The sequence below is a fragment of the Nonomuraea sp. NPDC050691 genome, assembly GCF_040654455.1.
GTDB lineage: Bacteria > Actinomycetota > Actinomycetes > Streptosporangiales > Streptosporangiaceae > Nonomuraea.
In genome coordinates, this window is record NZ_JBFAIA010000008.1 from 25708 (window position 1) to 45426 (window position 19719).

The 19719-nt window shown below is 70.7% G+C and carries 21 protein-coding genes, 1 tRNA gene and 1 pseudogene; 11 read left to right on the forward strand and 12 right to left on the reverse strand.

Annotated features, from left to right (window positions below; translation table 11 throughout):
- Positions 1 to 57: 57 nt before the first annotated feature.
- A complete protein-coding gene (locus tag AB0H81_RS05345; protein ID WP_358369567.1) occupies positions 58 to 1929 on the reverse strand; it encodes an asparagine synthase-related protein in 1872 nt (623 codons plus the stop codon).
- 233 nt (positions 1930 to 2162) lie between these two features.
- Between AB0H81_RS05345 and AB0H81_RS05350 the strand changes: the two genes are divergently transcribed.
- The 4 genes and pseudogenes from AB0H81_RS05350 to AB0H81_RS05365 all read left to right on the forward strand — a co-directional run bounded on the left by AB0H81_RS05350 (position 2163) and on the right by AB0H81_RS05365 (position 4661).
- The gene (locus AB0H81_RS05350) at positions 2163 to 3482 is read left to right on the forward strand and encodes an aspartyl protease family protein (RefSeq protein WP_358369569.1); all 1320 of its coding nucleotides are present in this window, start codon (positions 2163 to 2165) and stop codon (positions 3480 to 3482) included.
- A 25-nt stretch (positions 3483 to 3507) separates the two neighbouring features.
- Entirely contained in the window at positions 3508 to 4212 is a 705-nt protein-coding gene (locus AB0H81_RS05355) for a class I SAM-dependent methyltransferase (RefSeq protein WP_358369571.1), read from the forward strand.
- A gap of 78 nt (positions 4213 to 4290) precedes the next feature.
- A pseudogene (locus AB0H81_RS05360) lies at positions 4291 to 4425 on the forward strand (BRCT domain-containing protein); the annotation flags it as partial.
- 38 nt (positions 4426 to 4463) lie between these two features.
- Positions 4464 to 4661, forward strand: a complete 198-nt coding sequence (locus AB0H81_RS05365) for a hypothetical protein (protein WP_358369811.1) — start codon at positions 4464 to 4466, stop codon at positions 4659 to 4661.
- A gap of 73 nt (positions 4662 to 4734) precedes the next feature.
- Here the strand turns inward: AB0H81_RS05365 and AB0H81_RS05370 are convergent, their stop codons facing one another.
- A complete protein-coding gene (locus tag AB0H81_RS05370) occupies positions 4735 to 6282 on the reverse strand; it encodes a multicopper oxidase family protein (RefSeq protein ID WP_358369574.1) in 1548 nt (515 codons plus the stop codon).
- A gap of 10 nt (positions 6283 to 6292) precedes the next feature.
- Positions 6293 to 6757, reverse strand: coding sequence for a hypothetical protein (locus AB0H81_RS05375; RefSeq protein ID WP_358369577.1), 465 nt, complete (start codon positions 6755 to 6757; stop codon positions 6293 to 6295).
- 208 nt (positions 6758 to 6965) lie between these two features.
- Between AB0H81_RS05375 and AB0H81_RS05380 the strand changes: the two genes are divergently transcribed.
- Together AB0H81_RS05380 and AB0H81_RS05385 are read left to right on the forward strand one after the other, a co-directional pair.
- Positions 6966 to 7484, forward strand: coding sequence for a hypothetical protein (locus tag AB0H81_RS05380; RefSeq protein ID WP_358369579.1), 519 nt, complete (start codon positions 6966 to 6968; stop codon positions 7482 to 7484).
- Between the two features lie 108 nt (positions 7485 to 7592).
- The gene (locus AB0H81_RS05385; RefSeq protein WP_358369582.1) at positions 7593 to 8405 is read left to right on the forward strand and encodes an AraC family transcriptional regulator; all 813 of its coding nucleotides are present in this window, start codon (positions 7593 to 7595) and stop codon (positions 8403 to 8405) included.
- A gap of 5 nt (positions 8406 to 8410) precedes the next feature.
- On the opposite strand, the gene AB0H81_RS05390 is transcribed toward AB0H81_RS05385, so the two are convergent.
- On the reverse strand, positions 8411 to 8770 hold the full coding sequence (locus tag AB0H81_RS05390) for a DUF4345 family protein (protein ID WP_358369584.1): 360 nt from the start codon (positions 8768 to 8770) through the stop codon (positions 8411 to 8413).
- 182 nt (positions 8771 to 8952) lie between these two features.
- Here AB0H81_RS05390 and AB0H81_RS05395 point away from each other — a divergent pair, with 182 nt between their 5' ends.
- On the forward strand, positions 8953 to 9708 hold the full coding sequence (locus AB0H81_RS05395; protein WP_358369587.1) for an SMI1/KNR4 family protein: 756 nt from the start codon (positions 8953 to 8955) through the stop codon (positions 9706 to 9708).
- Positions 9709 to 10376: 668 nt separating this feature from the next.
- On the opposite strand, the gene AB0H81_RS05400 is transcribed toward AB0H81_RS05395, so the two are convergent.
- Positions 10377 to 10465, reverse strand: a tRNA-Ser gene (locus tag AB0H81_RS05400).
- A 154-nt stretch (positions 10466 to 10619) separates the two neighbouring features.
- On the reverse strand, positions 10620 to 11183 hold the full coding sequence (locus AB0H81_RS05405; RefSeq protein WP_358369589.1) for a YceI family protein: 564 nt from the start codon (positions 11181 to 11183) through the stop codon (positions 10620 to 10622).
- 100 nt (positions 11184 to 11283) lie between these two features.
- Here AB0H81_RS05405 and AB0H81_RS05410 point away from each other — a divergent pair, with 100 nt between their 5' ends.
- Entirely contained in the window at positions 11284 to 11814 is a 531-nt protein-coding gene (locus AB0H81_RS05410; protein ID WP_358369592.1) for a MarR family transcriptional regulator, read from the forward strand.
- Here AB0H81_RS05410 and AB0H81_RS05415 read toward each other — a convergent pair.
- Positions 11771 to 12307 carry a SigE family RNA polymerase sigma factor gene (locus AB0H81_RS05415; RefSeq protein WP_358369595.1) on the reverse strand — a complete coding sequence of 179 codons (537 nt, stop codon included), beginning with the start codon at positions 12305 to 12307 and terminating at the stop codon, positions 11771 to 11773. The genes AB0H81_RS05410 and AB0H81_RS05415 overlap by 44 nt on opposite strands.
- Positions 12308 to 12507: 200 nt before the next feature.
- Here AB0H81_RS05415 and AB0H81_RS05420 point away from each other — a divergent pair, with 200 nt between their 5' ends.
- Complete coding sequence (locus tag AB0H81_RS05420) at positions 12508 to 13455, forward strand: hypothetical protein (protein ID WP_358369598.1); 948 nt, start codon at positions 12508 to 12510, stop codon at positions 13453 to 13455.
- 5 nt (positions 13456 to 13460) lie between these two features.
- Entirely contained in the window at positions 13461 to 14252 is a 792-nt protein-coding gene (locus AB0H81_RS05425; RefSeq protein WP_358369599.1) for a MauE/DoxX family redox-associated membrane protein, read from the forward strand.
- A 103-nt stretch (positions 14253 to 14355) separates the two neighbouring features.
- Here AB0H81_RS05425 and AB0H81_RS05430 read toward each other — a convergent pair whose 3' ends face one another.
- Complete coding sequence (locus AB0H81_RS05430) at positions 14356 to 15537, reverse strand: ATP-binding protein (protein ID WP_358369602.1); 1182 nt, start codon at positions 15535 to 15537, stop codon at positions 14356 to 14358.
- Between the two features lie 297 nt (positions 15538 to 15834).
- Here AB0H81_RS05430 and AB0H81_RS05435 point away from each other — a divergent pair, with 297 nt between their 5' ends.
- Positions 15835 to 16293 (forward strand): MaoC family dehydratase, encoded by a 459-nt coding sequence (locus tag AB0H81_RS05435; protein WP_358369605.1) that lies wholly within the window; start codon positions 15835 to 15837, stop codon positions 16291 to 16293.
- A gap of 37 nt (positions 16294 to 16330) precedes the next feature.
- Here AB0H81_RS05435 and AB0H81_RS05440 read toward each other — a convergent pair whose 3' ends face one another.
- The 4 genes from AB0H81_RS05440 to AB0H81_RS05455 all read right to left on the reverse strand — a co-directional run bounded on the left by AB0H81_RS05440 (position 16331) and on the right by AB0H81_RS05455 (position 19490).
- Positions 16331 to 16576 (reverse strand): hypothetical protein, encoded by a 246-nt coding sequence (locus AB0H81_RS05440; RefSeq protein ID WP_358369608.1) that lies wholly within the window; start codon positions 16574 to 16576, stop codon positions 16331 to 16333.
- Between the two features lie 9 nt (positions 16577 to 16585).
- Positions 16586 to 18127 (reverse strand): radical SAM protein, encoded by a 1542-nt coding sequence (locus tag AB0H81_RS05445; protein WP_358369611.1) that lies wholly within the window; start codon positions 18125 to 18127, stop codon positions 16586 to 16588.
- On the reverse strand, positions 18124 to 18894 hold the full coding sequence (locus tag AB0H81_RS05450; RefSeq protein ID WP_358369614.1) for a prolipoprotein diacylglyceryl transferase family protein: 771 nt from the start codon (positions 18892 to 18894) through the stop codon (positions 18124 to 18126). Before AB0H81_RS05450 ends, AB0H81_RS05445 begins: the two co-directional genes overlap by 4 nt.
- 368 nt (positions 18895 to 19262) lie before the next feature.
- Positions 19263 to 19490, reverse strand: coding sequence for a hypothetical protein (locus AB0H81_RS05455; RefSeq protein ID WP_358369617.1), 228 nt, complete (start codon positions 19488 to 19490; stop codon positions 19263 to 19265).
- Between the last annotated feature and the right edge of the window lie 229 nt (positions 19491 to 19719).

Genomic DNA, 19719 nt, shown 5'->3' on the forward strand with positions numbered 1-19719 from the left:
CGCGCCGGCCGGACCGCACCGGGGTGTCAACACCCTGTGGACAGAGGGGTGGACGCGTCAGCGTCCTGTGGACAACGACTCCGGCAGGGGGACGCTCAGCGAGGGGAGGTCGGGCGGGAGCGGGGAGGCGAAGGCGTCCGTCAGCATGACCGAGACTGTGTACAGGTGCCAGAGGAGGTCCATCCGGGCGCCGGGCGGTTCCTCGCCGGCGATGTGCGCCTCGTTCACGACGGCCGCGAGCCCGTCCCCCTTCAGCGCCTCGTGCGCCTCCACGACGCCCGCGCGCATCAGGCCCAGCAGCTCCGGCGAGGGCTGCAGCCGCCAGTTCCAGGGCTTGCCGGCCGGGACGGAACCGCCCGGCTCCGGCGCGGCCTCCTTGGCCGGCAGCCGGAGGTGGAGCCGGAGCCGGTCCGCCAGCGTGGGGTCGCGGGCCTCGGTCGTGAAGCGCCAGGGGCGGCCCTCCACGGGGACGTCGCGCAACTGGGGGGCGAAGGCGCCGATCACGCCGTGGATGAGCGCCTCGGAGCGCCGCCACAGCGGGTCCATGCTCAGGGCCGTCCGTACGACCAGATTGTCGAGGAACGGCGGGACGGGGTTCTGCGCGCGCAGCAGCGACGCGCGGGAGGCGGCGTGCCAGCGGCCCACCCGGTACGCCAGGTACAGGTGGTCGAGCGTGCCCGGGCCGTCCTCCCGGCATCGCTCCTGCCACGGGGACGCCACGGCTCGGGCGTGCTCCTTGCCCTCCCTCGTCAGCACGTCGGCGTTCTTGCCGAAGAGGGCGTCCACCCGGCGCCTGATGGCCCTCGGGTCCGGATCGGCCTGGTTCTGCAGGAAACCGCCCCGCAGGACCTCCCCGCCGTGGCCGGACATCCGGGGCGTCGGGTCGTACCGCGTGCCGCCGGGGATGTTCTCGTACGCCGAGATCATCCCCTCGCAGGCGAACAGCGCATTGTGCGTGCGTACCCGCGGGTGCGGGATGATCAAGTCGGTCCCGCCCTCGGAGCGTTTCGGCCGGGAGACGCGGTGCCGCACGCCGAGCGCCTCCGCGACGCGCCCGGCGAGCACCACGTCGGGGCTGTCGTCGTGCCCCGAGGTCGCCGTCACGAACGGGATGTCCGCCTTGTACAGCAGCGCGGCGAGAAGACGGCTGTCGCGGCCCCCGGTGAGCGACAGACGTACCGGTTCAGTGGTGTCCCGCAGGGGACGCACGGCGGTGAGCAGGGCGTCGGCGAGCTCGTCGACCTGGGCGCGCGTCCCGCGCCTGGAGGTGGGCGCCGCCCGCGGCTCGGGGGCCGGGCTCACGGTGATGACGCGCCGGCCCGCCGTGATCGAGATCTCGGCCCCGGCCGGTAACGCGCCGACCCCGCGGAACGGAGTCTCGTCGGAGAGGAAGTACCCCGTCCGCGCCATGGACTCCAGCGCGGGCAGATCCCAGACGATCTCGGGCCGGTGCGACGCGGTCTCGGCCGCCCTGGCGGCGAGGTGGACGAGCAAGGCCCGGCTGCCCACGACATGGACGTCGGCGGTCTCGGCGTGGAAGACCGGACAAGCACGGGTGAGCCCCGTGGCCGCGTCCACCTGTCCCTCGCCGGCCCGGAAGACCGAGAACACCCCACCGGTACGGACGACGGCCTCCCCCAGCCGGGACGCGGCCAGCAACCGGTCCATGTCGCCCGGATCGGCCAGGTGTCCGGTCAGACCCGCCACCCGGCCGGCCCCCGAGCACAGGGCGGGCGGCCCGTGCCCCTCGGGCTCGTTGGACCAGGAGAGCGACGCCGTGTCGCCGGAGGCCGAGCGCCATCCGCTCGCGGTCACGGTCGCGGCCGGCACCGGGAAGGCGCGCGTGATCGCCTCACGCGCCGCTTCCAGCACCACGGGCGGCACCGGGACACCCGCGCGCCTGGCCGCCAGCATCAGATGGACGCGCAATGCCACCTCCCGGGGACGGGACGGGCTGCGGCGTTCGGTGGAGCGGTCATGCGGCGCGTGTCCTTTCGATGGCCTACACCCTTTACTCCGCCTTAGTCCGGAATCGCGTTCACGCCCACGGGGGCCGCATCGCACGGTTTATGCCTGTTGAACACGTAGGGGAGTTGCCTTGCCCTGCGCCCGCCCTCGATCGACCCGGCGGGCGGGTCCACCCGAGACGTGAGGAGTGGGGCATGACCTCCCGAGACGATTCGCACACGTTCGGCCGGCGCACCTTCCTGCGCGGAGCCGGCCTGGCCGCGGCCGTGGCACTCCCGCCGGCGGTACCGGCGGACGCGTCCGCGGCGGCCACCGCGACCCCGGACGAGCTGTTCAGGGACGGCAGGTTCGCCGAGGCCGAGCGCGGCTACCGGCGCCTGCTGCGCGACGACCCGAAGAACGCGCGCGCCGCCGCGCAACTGGGCTACATCGCCCTGCTGTCCAACCGGTTCGGCCCGGCCGAGACGTTCCTGTCCGGAGCAGTCGCCCTCGACCCCGGCGACGTCGCCTCGAAGCGGCGGCTCGCCGAGTGCTTCGTACGGCAGGACCGGCACACCCGTGCCGTACCGCTGCTGCGGCAGACCGGCGACCAGCGTGACGCGGCCTTCGCCACCGCCTTCGCCCAGCTCCCCGGCACGCCGTGGCGCGTCGAGGGGGCGGCCGGCACGCGTGTGCCCTTCCACACCCTCGACCCGGTGCCCTCCGTCGAGGCCGCGCTCAACGGCGGCCCCCCCAGGAAGTTCCTGCTCGACACGTACGCGACGCTCGACCTGTCACAGGAGGCGGCGGAGGAGGCGGGGCTGCGGGCCCTGGCCACCGTGCCGGGAGGAGTCGCCGACAACAAGCCGGTCACCATCCGCCTGGGCGTGCTCGACTCGTTCCGGATCGGACAGATCGAGATCCGCGACCTGCCGGTGCAGTGGATCGACATGCGGCGGCCGCCCATGCCGGACGGCTCCCAGCCCGCGGGCGTGATCGGGACGACCCTCTTCTACCATTTCCTGACCACCATGGACTACGCCGGCCAGGCCCTGATCCTGCGCCGCAGGACCGAGGCCCAGCGACGGCGCCTCCGGGAACGGGCCCGCCGCGCCGGAGCGAGCAGGCTGCCGCTGTGGCTGGCCGGCGACCACTACCCCTGCACGCTGGGCGGCGTCCTCGACTCCGGGCAGCGGATGGTCACCGTGGACACGGGCGGCATCGGCCACGGCCTCGACACGACGGTGGAGATCGCCGAACGGCTCGGCATCACGGTGGACCGCGACCACCCGGTGCCGGGGAACGGGCCCTCCAAGCTCTACCCGATCACGCCGGAGCGGATCAGCCTCGGCCGGGCGGTGGGCCGCGACGTGCGGGGCTTCGCCGCGGAGAAGGTCTTCCCCGGCTTCCCCGGCCCGGGCCAGTCGGCGCAGTTCGGCTTCGACCTGCTCGCCAACTTCACCCACGAGTTCTTCAAGCCGTACGCGATCACCTTCGACTACAGCGGGATGGACTTCTACGTCGCCGGCGGATGACACGTCTGCGCTACGGTTGCCCGCCTTGACCGACTTCATCTCCTTCCCCTTCTACGACCTCATCCATGAGGACGGGCAAATACCGGCCATCCGTGAGAAGCTGCCCCCGCTCCTCGCCGGGGTGAGCCGGAGCATCCTGGAGATCGGCGCGGGCAGCGGGCTGATCACCAAGTCGCTGGCCGAATGGACCCCGGCTGAGATCTTCGCCCTGGAGCCGTCGGCCGGCATGCGCGGGATGCTGCTCACCCGCCTGAGCCGGAGCCAGGAGCTGCTCGAGCGGGTCACGGTGCTGCCGTACGACGCGCTGAGCCTCGACCTGGACGAGCCGGTCGAGGCCATGGTGATGATCAACGTGATGTACGCCCTGGAGCCTGATTACCGCAGGCGGCTCTGGCCCGTACTGGCGTCCCGGTTGGAGGCCGGCGGGCTCCTGGTCTTCACGTGGCAGCCCGGCGGCGCTCCGCGGCCGGGCCCCCTGCCGGAGATCCCCCCGCGCCGGGTGGGCCGCCACACCTACAAGGTCTCGGGGGAGATCCTCGAGTCGGACGGCGAGTCGTGCAAGGCCCGGTACCTCTACGAGGTCGTCCAGGGCGACAAGGTGATCGACGAGGAGGAGATCGTCGGCCACGCCTACCGTCCCGTATGGGAGACGATCCAGGAGGAGCTCGTGGGGGCCGGCTTCGTCCAGGCCGACGCGCCCGACGGCCTTCTCGCCTGGCGGCTCCCCTGAGGGACCACCCCCGCTGACCGAAAGCCCCTTGCCGAACGAGAGGCGAAGTGTCGGTCATCGCCGCTACGGTCACCAGGCATGATCATCCATGGCAGGCAGATCGTGCTGGCCGGGCGGTTCGGGCGGCTTTCGAAGGACGAGGCCAAGCGCGGCCTGGAGGCGTTGGGCGCGAAGGTGGCCACGTCGGTCCCCGCCAAGACGGACCTGGTCTTCGCCGGGGCGCAGGCCGGCGCCAAGGCGGGCGCGACACCGTGCCGCTGCGGGACGCCCTCCACGCCCTGGAGCGCGTCCACGGCGTCACCGGCGCGCATCGCCTCGCGACCGCCCGGCTCCGCGAAGCGGGCGCGCTGCTGCGCCACTCCGACGTGCACCGCGGCGAGCCGACCGGTCACGCGCTCAGCCCGGACGGCCGTCACCTCGCCGTCGGCGTCGACGTGGACGTCTGGTGAACCGGACGCCTCGCGGAAGGGTGGCGGTGCCCTGAAGTCCATCGCGGCGGAGTAGGCCGGTCATCCGGCGGGCTCACTCCGGCTCGTTGGCGGCCGGCCCGCCCACGGTGAACGGCGTGCTGACTCCCTCGTACATCAGATGAGCGACCAGCCCTTCGGTCGCGTGCGGCAGGTTGTGGCAGTGGTCCATCCAGACGCCGGGGTTGTCGGCGACGAAGGCGACGTCGTACGACTCGCCGTTGCCGACCTCGAGCGAGTCCATCCACCACGGGCTCCCCGTCGCCCGCACGCCGTTCCTGCTCAGCACCACGGCGTGATGGCCGTGCAGGTGCATGGGGTGCGACTCGCCGCTGTGGTTGGAGACGCGCATCCGCACCACGTCACGCTCGGCGACCACGAACATCGGCACGTCGGGGAACATGTGGCCGTTGACGGTCCACCAGACCCCCGGGACCCCGTCGAGGAAGCCCGGCCGGCGCCCGATGTCGTACGCGAACCGGCGATCGGCCCGTTCCACGGCGAAACCGATCGGCTTCGGCGCGCCGTAGGAGAGCAGGTCCAGCTTCTTCGCCGGCCGGGGCGCGGCCGGCGCGTCGTACGACCGTGAGCCGAGCACGAGACCGCCCGGGCCGCCGATGTGGACCCGTACCGGCGACCCGTCCTCGGGCATGGTCACCTCGATGTCGGCACGGCCTCCGGCGGTCACCATCACGGCGGTGTCGCGCACGGGGGTGGGCTCGTTCACGTCGGTGCCGTCGACCGCGACGAGCCGGAACGGTGCCCCGCCGACCCATGCCGGCGTCTCGCCGTTCTCCGTGTTGATCACGCGTACCCGGACCCGGTCACCGGGACGCGCCGCCACGCGGACGTCGCCCTCCCGCCCGTTGACCGTGCGGGCCGCGTCGTACAGGTGCAGCAGCGCCACGACGTCGACCGTCCCGGCGGGCGGCCGCCGCGCCGGGGCCACCACCAGCGCTCCGAGCAGACCCCGGCGAACCTGCTCGTGGGACACCTGGTGGGAGTGGTACCAGAACGTGCCCGCCTGGTCCACGACGAAGCGGTAGGTGTGCGACCTGCCCGCGCCGACCGCGTCCTGGGTCACGCCCGCGACCCCGTCCTCGGCGTTCGGGACGTCGACGCCGTGCCAGTGCAGCGTGATGCCGCCCGGCACCGACTCGTTGACCAGCCGGACCTCCACCAGTTGCCCGACGGTCGCGCGGATGGCCGGGCCGGGGGACGTGCCGTTCAACGTGTACCCGTCGACGGAACGGCCGGTGGGCAGCCGGAACCGCTGCGCGCGGGCGACGAGCGTGACCGCGACGTCGGCCGTGCGGCCCCGCTCGGCGGTGAGCGACGTGACGCTGCGAGCTGTCGCGGTGTGGCCGCTGTGCCCCTGGGCGCCCGTCGTGAGGTGGGGTCCGTGTCCCGAGCCGGTTCCGTGGCCGGGCGGGCTCGGTGAAGGGCCGCCCCCGTAGTCCGCGTACCCCATGTCCATGACCGAGTACGCCGCCGGCATCAGGCTGTCCTGCCAGAGCCACACCAGGGGGCCGAGTACGGCGATGGTCGCGACGCCCGCGACGGCGAGACGGAGGCGGGCGCCACGACGGCGAGTGTCCTTCATGCGGTGTGCGTCAGCCCGTGGTCCCGAGACGTGGCTCGGCCTGGGCGGGAACGCCCACGCTCCGGTCACGGCGCGCCGCGTAGAGGGCCGTGCTGAAGAGCAGCAGCGCGTTCAGGCCGTGCAGGGCACCCAGGGCGGGGATGTCGTGGCCGAACAGGCCGAGCGTCACCTGGACGGCGACGAGCAGCAGCACCAGTCCGGCCGCCTTGACCGCTCCCGGCACCCGCGCGAAGAACGAGGAGATCAGGAGCAGCAGCGCGATCACCGGGATGACCATCATCCCGTTGATGCCGTGCGCGATGAGGCCGATGACCTCGGGGAACGGGGACGCCTCGCTCTCCATGACCGTCTTGTCGAGCACGCCGCCCTGCGCCACCCACTTGCCCAGGCCGGCATCGCCGTAGACCATCACCGCCGCCTGTACGGCGACCTCCACCGCGACGAGGTAGGCCAGGACCTTGTAAACGATTTTCATGCCGTACTCCCCGCCATGGGTCTTGCGTCGTGGGCCATGCGATCCCCTCCTGCCTCGGTCACCGAACTGGTGCCTTCATAGGCGAAGGTAGGGAAGCCGACTTGGTGAACTCTTGTAGACGAGTTGCAACGCTCTGCCACCAAGGTCGGGCTGAGCTGCTCGTACGGGTCGAGCTCCGCCGAGTTCCGCACACGAGAGGAACACCGCCATGCGAATGTTCACCTTCGGAATCCCCGGATACAGGCCGGAATGGTTGAGCGGACGCTCGGCGATCACTGCCACCCATGGGGCGAGACTGGGCCGCCTCGTCGACCGGCGACTGACCCGGGCGCTGCTCGTGTGGGACCTCGACGAGGACGAGTGGTCCGCCGACTGCCCGGTCCTCCTTGACTTCGAGGGCGAACAGGTCGAGATCAACCACTGGAAGTTCGACGAGCTCTCCATCACCTGGAACACCATCGATCCGGCGCGCTCGCCGGACTGGCCGGACTTTCACCTCGCCTGGCGGGACGACGTACCGGATGACCTCACCGCACTGGTCGGGCAGCCTTGTTCGGCAGTGGAGCTGCTGATGTGGAGGGACAGGGATCTCGTGGAGGGGACGAGCGTGTCCTTGGGCTTCGGCTTCCCGGACGGCCACGTGACGATCTACAACGCGCTTGATGAGAACGGCATGGAGTTCACACCGCCCGGCGACCACTACACGCGGTACAGCATGGCCTTCTGAGCAGTCCCACGGCAGCGAACAGCAGAATCCCCGTGATGCGGGCAGCGGAGCGCACCGTATCCTCCTTCACACGTTCTCGGCTTTCCGCTCAGCGTGCAGGAGACTTTGATGTCGGCGCTTTCACCACCCCGTCGCGCCGCCGCCGGGGCCGTGGTGTGGCTGTGGCCGGGCCGCGCCCTGTACGCCGGGCCGTCCCTGCGGCTGGGACCGCATTCCGGCGCGGTCGCGTGCCTGGCCGTGGGCGTGGACGCGCCCTTCACCGTTCACCCGACAAGCGGTGGCGAACTGCGGGCGCGCACCGCGCTCGTCGCCCCTCGGGTACGCCACCAGCTCACGGCGTTCGGTGACCGCATGGTGTTCCTCTACCTCGACCCCGGCTCCGCGGACGACCGGGCGTGCCGAACCTGTTTCACCACCGGCGAGGAGAAGATCCTGGCAGGGCACCGGCACGAGGACGACCTGCTCGCCCAGGCGGCGGAGCTGTCTTCGCGGACTCCCGTCCCGCAGGTCACCGCCTGGGTCGCCAAGGCCACCGGCCGCGCCAGGACGTGGTGCGCCGACCCGCGGATCACAGCCGCGACTCGGCGGCTCATCGACGCCGGCCAGCCGTTGCCCGCCGCGCCGCTGGCAGCCGAGCTGGGATTGTCGGAGTCCCGCTTCCTGCGGCTGTTCAGGTGCGGCACGGGTACGTCGTACCGACGCTTCCGGCTGTGGGCGCAGATGCACCGGGCCGCGCGAGCGCTGGCGGCGGGCCACAACCTCACCCGCGCGGCGGCCGACGGCTGCTTCGCCAGCCCGTCCCACCTGAGCACCGCGTTCCGCGCCATGTTCGGCCTCACGCCCAGCGCCCTGTTCTCCCAGAACCTGACGATCCGCTGCCTGGACCCCTCGCCTGACGCCATGCCTGACGCGGTCACCTGACGTCGTCACCTGACGCCGGCCAGCAACGCTCCGGCGGCGGCGACCTCCACCCAGAAGTAGCACCAGACGGGATAGAACGCCGCCGGCCGCTCGACCGTCCGCCCCACCAGCCGCCCGAAGGCCATGCCCAGCAGGGACACGGCGACGGTGACAACCACGCCCGCGCCCATCCTGCCCCCGTCGGCGAGCGCCATCAGCAACAGCCCACCCACGGCCACGCCGAAACCGCCGTACACCGCCCGGACCTCACTGCGCGCTTCTGCCGAGTCGGCGATCATCCGGAACGGCCTGACCAGCGCGGCGGGCGCGACCAACCCGAACACACCCATCCCGAGAAAGAAGACCGCCACCACGACGATCACCACGGCCTGCACGACAATGCCCCCAGAATCCGACGACAGCGAACGAGGCAGCCCAGAATGCCTTCGACGCTCCGCACAGCGCTTCCACGAACCTGCCGCAACTGTTGGCAGGGGCAAGTGGTGTGTTTCGCGAAGCCATGCCAACCGCGCGGCCTCAGCCGGCAGGCTCCAGAACTCGGGCGGCTGTGGACATCGCCGAGTCCTTCGATAAGGCTGAAGGCCGTTTCCCAGTCGTCGTCTTTCAGGCACCCCATGACCTGAGTAGCGCTTACGGCGTCCTCCTCAGTGCGGTCGGTCAGCCGGTACAGCTCTGTCGTACATCAGCCGAAATGTCGGGCGCGGTGGCTAAGGTCCCCGCCATGGCCACCTCAGACGCCCCCCGCTATCCCTGGGACGATCTTCTCCACACCGTGAACAGTGCGGCCCAGGAGTACTTCGCGCAGTACAGGGCTCATCGGGCGCAACGTCCAACGCAGCCGGACGACGGATTCGGCCGCGCGGCCTGGCTCGGCGCAACCGGTGCCAGTGAAGCCGAGATCGTGCGGCACGAGGAGCGGCTCGGCATGCGCCTGCCGCCGAGCTACCGGGATTTTCTCCAGACCACCAATGGCTGGGATGAGTACAGCCATTCAACTCTCCGCCTCTTGACCCTGGCTGAGGTCGGCTGGACTCGTGATGTCGAACCGATGATCGCCCAGATCTGGGATGGCCTGGATGGCGCCGACCCGCAGGACAAGTGGTATCTCCACCAAGAGTCCGTGTCTGCCAGCCTCTGCGTCTCCGAGGAGATCGAGGGGCAGGTGTGGCTGCTCAACCCACATGTCGTCGGGGAGGACGGCGAGTGGGAGGCATGGGACCTCGCGAGCTGGCACCCTGGCGAGGTCCGTTACCGGTCGTTCTGGGACCTCATGGAGTACCAATTCCGCAGGTACCTGGCCTGATGCCTATGCACCTTGCCGTGAGCCTGCCTTGAAGAGCGCGGGCTCCACGGCGCCCACGGCGGCCAGGACGCAGGGCGTTGACGTGGTGATCGAGCTTCAGAGCGGGCTGAGGATGCCGGTACACGCCGCTCGATCCCGGGTGAAGTCCGTCCGAGGAACTCCGCAGCGAGGTCAGAGTCCCAAGGCGAAGGCCCACCCGGAGCGTCCCCTGGAGGCACCAGCGCAGGAGGATCTCATGCGCGAAAGGGATACGGCGGTGTTCGTTCTGCTGCGAGGACGTAGGCCGATCGCGGAACCGGTGGTGATCGGAGAAAACTTTCCAGGCTGTCATGTGAGGTTCGGCCTCCCCACGGGTTCGACGAGGTACGACCTGTCCTCGTGAAGACACGGGAGGCGGTGGTCACCCGTGCCGCGATCTGGCCGATCTTTCGTACGAGGCGCTTGCGCTGTTCTCGGCCCACTGGGCGGCTTGCGTGGTTTTGGAAGGCGTCCGAGCGGAGCGAGGCCCTCCAGGGGTCGGGCCTTCGGCCCGACTGGAAGCAACGCCTGAGCCCACGGGCGCGAAGCGCCCCATGCGAAGCCCTTTGGGCGAGCCGCCCGATACCCACGGCCTGCAGAGATCGAAAAAGGCCCTTCCCCCGTGTACCGGGGAAGGGCCTTCCGACCTGCGGAGGATCGGGGATTTGAACCCCGGATGGTGTTGCCACCAAACCGCATTAGCAGTGCGGCGCCATAGACCTGACTAGGCGAATCCTCCTGGATGCCAAGCGGCTCAGGACAGCGTACCGGCCTTCTGGCGAGGCGGCAAAGCGGTTGGCCCGCGAGCCTTCCCGAGTCGTTATCCACAGCCTGTGGACAGTGGCCTGTGGATGAAGCCCGCCCGGGTCGTCAGGGCGGGCTGTCCGTGGAAGTCAGGCGGCCGGGTTGGCCTCGCCCTCGATCTCGATCTTGACCTTCTTGCCCACCAGCACGCCGCCGGTCTCCAGGGCCTGGTTCCAGGTCAGGCCGAAGGCCTCGCGGTCGATCTCCGTGGTGATGGAGAAGCCCCACACCGCCTGGCCCCACGGGTTGGTGCCGGCGCCGCCGTACTCGACCTTGAGCTCGACCGGCTGGGTGACGTCGCGGATCGTGAGGTCGCCGACGACCGTGAACTCCTCGTCCGACTGGTGCACGACGCGGGTGCTGCGGAAGGTGATCTCCGGGTACTTGTCGGTGGCCAGGAAGTCATCGCCGCGCAGGTGGCCGTCGCGGTCGGCGACGCCCGTGTTGATGCTGTCGGTCTGGATGGTGAGCTCGGCGGCCGACTCGACGGGGTTCTCGGCGATCGTGACCGAGCCGTTGAACTTGCCGAAGGTGCCGCGCACCTTGCTGACCATCATGTGCTTGGTCACGAAACCGATGGTGGTGTGAGCCGCGTCCAGGTTGTAGGTGCCGGGGGCGGGGATGGTCAGGCCTTCCCAGGTGCGGGTGCTCATGAAGTCCTCCAAGTGAAGCTTGCCTTGCGGATATTTGCGTCAACAGAGGTCTATAGGAGGAATATTCCCCACGTCAACTAACGTTGGCTAGAGTGTGAACGTGAACGCCATCGACGACCCGCGACTGACCGCCATGGGGCTGCTCGCCGAGGTGCACGCAGGACTGATCTCCCGGATGCAGCCCGTGCTGAGCGCGTCCGGGTTGTCGGACATCGACTTCGAGACGGTGCTCCGCCTGGGCCGTTCCCCCGGCCAGCGGCTGCGCATGACCGATCTCGCCGCGCAGACCTGCCTGTCGACCAGCGGCGCCACCAGGGTCGTCGACCGTCTGGAACGTGACGGCCTGGTCGAACGGGTCGCCTGCGCCTCCGACCGGCGCGCCTCCTACGCGGCCCTCACCGACGCCGGCCGGGCACGGCTGGAGTCCGTGCTGCCGCTGCACCTGCGCGACATCGAGAGCTGTTTCACCGGCCTGCTCTCCGACGACGAGCTGACGGCGTTCCTCGCCACCCTCCGCAAGATCCGCGACGTCGTACGGCCCTGCGCCACAGCAGGCACAGCCGGGACAGCAGGCACAGCGGCGACACCTACAGCGGTGACGGCGGGCGGACCTCAGGGTCGGCGACACTGATGCCCAGCTCGTTCCTGAGCTTGGCCATGGCGCGTGACACCGTGCTCTTCACCGTGCCGATGCTGATCCCGAGCGCCCGGGCGACCTCCGGCTCGGTCAGGTCCTCGTAGTACCGCAGCACGATCGCGGCCCGCATGCGTTCGGGCAGGTTGCCCAGCGCCTTCTCCAGCCGCTCGTGGACGTCCCCGTACGCCCCGTGGGAGTCGTGCGGCTCCGTGGCCACCTCGGGCAGCTCGTCCGAGGGGTACTCCTCGACCTTGCGCCGCCGCCACTGCGAGATGTTGATGTTCACCATGGCCCGCCGGACGTAGCCGTCGAGCGAGCCGCGGTCCTCGATGCGCTCCCAGGCGAGATATGTCCGGGTGAGCGCGTTCTGCAGCAGGTCCTCGGCGTCCAGCGGGTGACCGGTGAGCTGGTGGGCGGTGCGCAGCAGGGAAGGCCCGCGGGCGCGCACGTACTCGCGGAACTCCTCTTCGCCCTCGGTGATCGGCATCGTGGTCAGAATCGCAGCCGAACGCGCCGTTCGGGCTGAACCGGAACCCAGGATTCGGCCCGCCGACGACAAAGGTCCGTCAAGGTCGGTGGCGGTTTGTACGACGACGGGTGCGATCTCCTGCACCGAGGGGTGCGTAAATTGCTCCCTTATACGGTGTCACCCCCACACGACCGGCCAAGACGTGTGAATCTAGGGGGATGGGCTACCCGAGCGTTGACCGGCGCAGGCTGCTCGCCGCCGCCGCCCTGGGCCGCGAGGCCGGAGTGCCGGGGCCGGCTCCCGGCGACGGCGTCCCCGTCCGGGCCGTCGCGGGCGAGATCCGCGACGTCAGCCCCCACCTCGTCGTCGTCGAGACCCCCGAGGGCCAGGAGGAGCGCCTGGTCATCGCCCCCTCGGCGACCGCGTGGAACGGCGGCGACACCACCCCGGCCGACCTGCCCATCGGGGCCCGGGTGATCATTCGAGCCCTGCACGAGGGCAAGGTCGTCGACCGGATCTGGGCCGGTATCACCCGCATCACCGGGACGATCCTGTCCGTGGAGGGACGCACCGACCTGGCCGTCGAGCTCGCCTGCGGGCCGCACCGGGGCCGCCGCACCGTCACCGTCCCGCACCGCGCCACCGGCCGGCTCCAGGTGCGCCACCCGCGGCTGGAGCCCGGCTACCTGCTCGACGCGATCGGCGTACGGCGCGACGGCGGCTGCCTGGCACTGCTGCCCGCCACCTCGCAGCCCCCGTACCCGGCCCGCGCGGTCCCCCCTCCGCCGTCCGCCTACGCCGGCACCCAGCAGCGGGTCTCCGGCACCGTCACCTGGTCCGACGGGTTCGACGAGGGGGAGCAGGGGCTGGCGTACCCGATGGTGGAGCGTTCCGACGCGGGCTGCCCCGAGGCCGAGGTGTCCTGCGCCGGCCTGCCGTACCTCGCGATGGGCTCGCTGGTGCAGGTCCACAACCAGTGCACGGGGCGCTCGGCCAACGTGCCGATCGTCGCCTGCGGTTGCGTGGCCGGCCGATTCTGTGATCGTTGCGTGGAGTGCGGTACGTCGCCGCGCGGGCGCGTCGCCGAGCTGTCGCCCTCGACGTTCGTGGAGCTCGGCGGCGAACTGGTCAAGGGGTGCTTCAACGCTCACATCGGATTGGGGTGACGCTCGTGCTGGCATCGCAGCAGCCGGCGCTGATCGTGCTGCTCGTCCTCGGGACGGTGGCCAAGGCGATCACGGTGCGCTCCGGAGGGGAGCCGGGCGCGCTGTCGCGGCTCGGGCCGGCCGTCCTGGTGCCGGGCCGCATGCAGGCCCCCGCGCTGGTCGTCTGCGCCACGGGGGAGCTGGTCCTCGCGTCCGGGCTCCTGCTCACCACCCATCCGATCTTCCGCTGGGGTACGGTGACGTTCTTCACGCTGTCCACGTACGTGCTGCTGGAGCTGCGCAGACGCCGCCCCGACGCGGGCTGCGGCTGCTTCGGCGAGGTCAGCGCCACCCCGGTGGGGCTGCGCTCGGTCGCGCGGACGGTGACGCTCACCGGCATGGCGGTGATCACGGTGTGGGCCGAGACGCCCGGCTGGATGGCGTTCGCCCGGCCGTCCTGGTACACCCTCGCCGGCCTCGCCGTGCTGGTCGCGCTCTCGCCGGAGCTGGAGGAGATGGTGGACCGGGTGCGCTATCGCGCTCCCTGTGAGCAGCGCGGGGGCCCCGCCGAGAGCGTCACGCTGTCACGGCTCAGGAGCAGCGGTACGTGGCGCGCCCACCAGGCCGAGCTGGCCGCGGCCGAGCCGTACGACAGCTGGCGGGAACTGTGCTGGCGCTTCTTCGCCTTCGACGGTCAGGGGAACCGGGACGTGGTCTTCGCGGTGTACCTCAGCGGACGCCGGCCGGTGGTGCGGGCGGCCGTGGTCGACCGCCAGGACAGCGACTCGATGCCGGAATATACCCCTGTATCGGCCTGACGCTAGACAGCCGTAGATTTCCCACGACGGCAGCTCGATGTAGCTCTATTGGGCTGTCTAGCTTCCCCACTAGACAGCCCAATAGAGGACTAGGGGGTGCCGCTCAGATCGGCTGGGCCCGCAGGAACCTCCCGAAATGCGGCACGGTGAACGCGATCAGCCCGCGTTCGGCGCTGTAGATCAGGCCCTTCTTGATGAGGCTGTCGCGCGCCGGCGACAGGCTCGACGGCTTGCGGCCGAGGGCGTCGGCGACCTCGGCGGTGGCGACCGGCTCGTCGCCGATCTGCGCCATGGCGTGCATGTAGTCGCGCTCGGCGGGCGTCGCCCGCTCGTACCGGCTGCCGAAGAAGCCGACCGCGAGCTCCTCCTCGGCCTCGGGGGCCGACACCTTCACGTCCTCCACCGTGATGGGGCTGCGCGGCGCCAGGTCCCAGGCCACCTTGCCGTACGCCTGGACGAAGTAGGGGTAGCCGTCGGCCGCCTCGTAGAGCGCGTCGAGGGCGTCCTGGGTGAACTCGACGTCCTCCTCGCGGGCCGGCAGGATCAGCGCCAGGTCGGCGGCCTCCCGGTCGAGCCGGTCGATGCGGGCGTAGCGGAACAGCCGCTCGGAGTAGCTCTTGCTGGCCGACAGCACGCTGGGCAGGTGCGGCAGCCCGGCGCCGACCACGATGAGCGGCCCGCCCGACTGCGACAGCTCGTGGCAGGCGGCGCACAGCGCCGAGACGTCAGCCGCCGGCACGTCCTGCATCTCGTCGATGAACAGCGCGATGCCGACGCCCAGGTCGGTCGCCACGCTCGCCGCGTCGACGAACAACTCGGTCAGGTCGATCTCCAGGTCGCCGGAGTCGGCGCGGCCACGGCTGGCCGGCACCTCGATGCCGGGCGACCAGTGCGAGGTGCCCTTGGCCGCCGCCGGGTCGCGCATCGCGAACGCCTTCAACACGCCGAGGAAGTCCTCGATGCGTTCCGGCGCGCGGTGTCGCGGGGCCAGCTCGCGGACCGCCATGTGCAGGGCGGCGGCGACGGGACGGCGGATCGACTGCTCGGGCCGGGCCTCGATCTTGCCCGTGCCCCACAGCCGCTGCATCGCCATGGACTTGAAGGTGTTGAGCAGGACGGTCTTGCCCACGCCGCGCAGCCCGGTGACGACCATGCTGCGCTCGGGCCGGCCACGGGCCACCCGCTCCAGCACGACCTCGAACTGCTGGAGCTCACGGTCACGGCCGGCGAGCTCGGGCGGACGCTGCCCGGCTCCGGGGGCGTAGGGATTGCGCACAGGGTCCACGCTCTCGGACTTTATTGCCGGATATAGCGGCCGTCGTAGATTTGCGCAGAAAGCCGTACGGCGTGTCCGGGCGCGGGCCGTCGCCGTCACCGTCATCGGACACACCCCCTCTCACCTGGCCGAACCCATGTTCGATTCGACACCCAGAACTGTAGCGCGGACTCGAACACCCATGCGACGCTTTCGGGTAAAGATCTTCGCAACAGATCCACCGCCGGAGGAGCTGCGGCGGGGGTGCGACACGTACCGGCAGCTCGACTTGGCAGCCGTCCCGCCAGCGCAATAGCGTTCAGGCCCATGCGGACCTTCGCGAACGTACACGAGCTCAAGTCGGCCGTCGGCGAGACGTTCGGCCCGACCGAGTGGCGCACGGTCACCCAGGAGCAGGTCAACCTGTTCGCCGACGCCACCGACGACCACCAGTGGATCCACGTCGACGTGGAGCGCGCCAAGGACGGGCCGTTCGGCGGCACCATCGCCCACGGCTACCTGAGCCTGTCGCTGCTGCCCTCGTTCATGTTCGAGCTGGTCAAGGTCGAGGGCATCGCCATGGGCGTCAACTACGGCCTGAACAAGGTCCGCTTCCCCCGGCCGGTGCCGGTCGGCGCGCGCATCAGGGCCACGGGCGAGCTGACCGACGTCAAGGGCACGCCCGCCGGCTACCTGTCCAACCTCAAGATGACGATCGAGGTCGAGGGCGAGAAGCGCCCGGCCTGCATCGCCGAGACGCTCAGCCTGTACGTCCCGGCCGAGTAGCCCCCGCTGTCACCTGAGGACCTCAGGGACAGCAGTCTCACCTCAGGGACAGCACGATCGCGACGGACGCCGCCACCGCCAGCAGTCCCAGGTAGGCCAGCACGAGCCGGGTGTCCCGCAGCAGGCACTTGCTGCGGGTCAGCCCGGCCCGCCGCGCCTTCCAGTACCCCGCGAACCCCAGCGCGGCGAACCCCAGCACCGCCCACGGCCCGAGCAGCCACGCCAGCAGCGCGACCGTCGCGTACACGCACAGCCGCAGCGGGTCGTACGTCCCGGCCTTCACGTGATCACCTCAAGGGGAAGCCGCGTCCGGGGCTCCGACGCCACCGCCGTACAGCCGCTGCGCCGAGAGCTGCGGCCACGCCTGTACGGCGCAGAACGGCGCGCACTGGTCCTGCTCGGCCCGCGTGCCCACGTGGACGCAGCACTGCGTGAGCCGTTCCTCGATCATTGTCGAGATGTCCATGAACGGCTTGATCGTGATCCGGACGACCCGCTCGCCCAGCATCCGGCGCAGCTTCGCGCGCCGTCCCGGCAGCGCCGACGAGGCCAGCGTGAGCAGCGTGGACACACCGAGGTCGCAGTTCTCGCAGATGTCGCGCCACAGGTCGCCGATCTGCGGGTGCGACAGCGACGACTGCTCCGACAGCAGCCCCAGCAGCGACTCCTGTACGGCCGCCCGCAGCTCGCGCGGGATGTCGCTGTCGGCGATCCGGTTGGCGACCAGGCCCAGATTGGCCTTCAGCCGGTCATGGCCCATCAGCGCCACCAGCGACCGCCACTGCCGCGAGTCGTCGCGGATCAGGTAGCCGACCGAGCAGCAGTGGGGGTGGGAGCACGGCAGCGCGGTCAGGTCGCGCCAGGTCACCAGCCCGCCGGTCTGCGGTCCGAGCCGGCTGAGGACGCCGGTGTGGGTGAGCCGGTCCACCGGGTCGATCCGCGCCGAGCGGCCCGAGCCGAACTGCGGCTGCAGCGACACCCCGCCCACGAACGGCGTGTCGAGCGCGAGCCGTACGACGTCGCCGATCTCGCCGTCGTTGACGCCGAGCGCCGCCGTCATCACCAGCGTGGTGAAGATCTCCCGCTCCGACAGCCGCCGTACGGCCTGCTCCTTGAGCCGCCGCAGGTCGCCGCCCCGGTGGTGCCGCGACGCCTCGGCCGAGCTGCCGTCGTACTGGAGGTAGACCTCCACCCGCTCGCGGTGCTCGGTGAGCAGGTTGAGCAGGTCGTCGTCGCGGGCGATGAGGACGCCGTTGGTGTTGATCAGAATGCGCGTGACCGGCCGCTGCGTGAGCTCGCGCAACAGCAGCGGGAGCTCCGGGTGCAGGGTCGGCTCGCCGCCGCTCAGCATGAGCACGTCCAGCCGGCCGTTCTCGCGGGCCAGCCGCTGGTCGACGTTCGCGAGGACGTCGGCGACCGGGACGATCCCGCTCAGGTCGGGCGAGCTGTCGGCGAAGCAGGTCGGGCAGCGCAGGTTGCACGCCTCGGCGATGTCCTCCAGCAGGATGCACGTGTGCTGCGTCTGCATTTCCGGCAGCCCCTGGAGGTACGCGGCGGGGACGGGCGCGAAATTGCCCGACACATCCGGCATGTGCTGCTTGGTGGGAGCGGTCCACTCCTCCAGGTACTCCAGGATCTCCGGGTCCTCGTCGTACAGGGTCCGGACCAGGCCGTGCTCACGGCACCCGCGCTCCAGCCACACCCGGTCGTCGCGCACCGCCAGATAGCCGCTGAGCCGTTCGACATGTTCCAGATCGCGGCCGTGGCAGTACGGGCAGAACGCGTTGACGTACCGGAGGATGCGGTCACCCCGCAGTCCCATTCCTGTGCTCATGACCGTACCCTCGCCTTCCGCCGGGCAAGTGCCCGGGAAAGTGCATCGTAGTGGCCGCGCCGCTGCCCGTATCCGATCCGTACGGCCAGCAGAATCAGCCCCGGGACGAGGAACCACTGCGGGCGCGTCAGCCCGAGCCACACGGTCTCGTTCGCCCGCGTGAACTCCACGAGGAACCGGAAGGCCGCGTAGCCGGCCAGGTACAGCAGGAACAGCTCGCCCGGCCGCGTCACCCTGTCCCGCGCCCACACCAGAGCCCCGTACGCGACGAGATGGAAGATGATCTCGTAGACGAACGACGGGTGCATGGCCTGACCGGTCAGGCATCCTGGGCACTCGGGCGTGCTCGGGGGCGCGTGGACGCCCCACGGCAGGTCGGTGGGCCGCCCGGGGGCCTCGGTGAGGTGGCAGCCGATGCGCCCGACGGCCATGCCCAGCGCCACGGCAGGGGCGAACAGGTCGCCGGTACGCTCCCGGAAGCCGATGATCCGCTTGGCGACCAGCACGCCGACGTACGCCCCGGTCAGGCCGCCCAGGATGCTGCGGGATCCGTACAGCCAGAGGTCCTTGAGGTCGAGCGTCTCCATCCAGCCGGCCAGGCGCATGCCGATGGCGCCGCCGACCAGCGCGCCGGTGACGGCCACGAGCGACTGCTCGTTGAGTGCGCCACGGCGGCGGGCCTCCCGTACGAACACGACGGAGGCGACCAGGACGCCGAGCCCGACGAACACCTCGTGCAGCGGCACCTCGTGCAGCGGTATGGCCATGTCAGCCGTACAGCCCCGGGTTGATGCCCGTGCAGGACCCAGCGGACACGATCGACCACAACGCCCACCCCAGCATCAATCCGAGCCCCGGTCCGGTCGCCCACGGCCGTCGCAGGATCAGCAGGCCGCCTCCTGCGACTGGGCCGACGAACGCGAGCACGACGGCGCCGAGGCCGGGGGAGCCCTCACGCGGCGGTCTGGGCGGCGGCGCCCAGTAGCCCTCGGGCGGCTGGTGCCCGGGATGAGATGGTTGCCCGTGAGGTGGCTGTCCCAGGGCGGGCTGTCCGTGAGGTGGCGTCGATGGATGGGACCCGTCAGGCGGAGGCGCCGGCGATTCGCTTATCACCGCGCCCCGCCACGACCAAGCGTCACGCGTAGAGCCCCGGATTGATCCCGGTGCAGAATCCGGCGGTCACGATGGAAGCCAACGCCCACCCGATCATCAACCCCAATCCCAGCCCGAGCGCCCACGGCTTTCGCTGCAACGCCAACAGAACCCCGCCGCCCAACGCCCCGAGGGCCAGCAGCGCCGCCCCTGCCCCGATCGCGACCGGGGATTCGAGGGCGATCACGATCAGCGCCACGACCACGTTCACAACCCAGTACCCGAAGGCCCCCGTGAACGCCAATGCCACCACGAGGCCGGTCTGGCGGGGCGGCTGACCGGAAGGCCCACCGGGAGGCGGCGGCGGAGAACTCACGACGGCCAGCCTACGTTCCTCCGCCGGAGGAGAGTAGGCCTGGACGATGACGACAGCCCTCCTGCACCGCTCACTTTCCTCCAGAGATCTGGTCGGTACGAGGCAAGCACCAACAAGACCAACT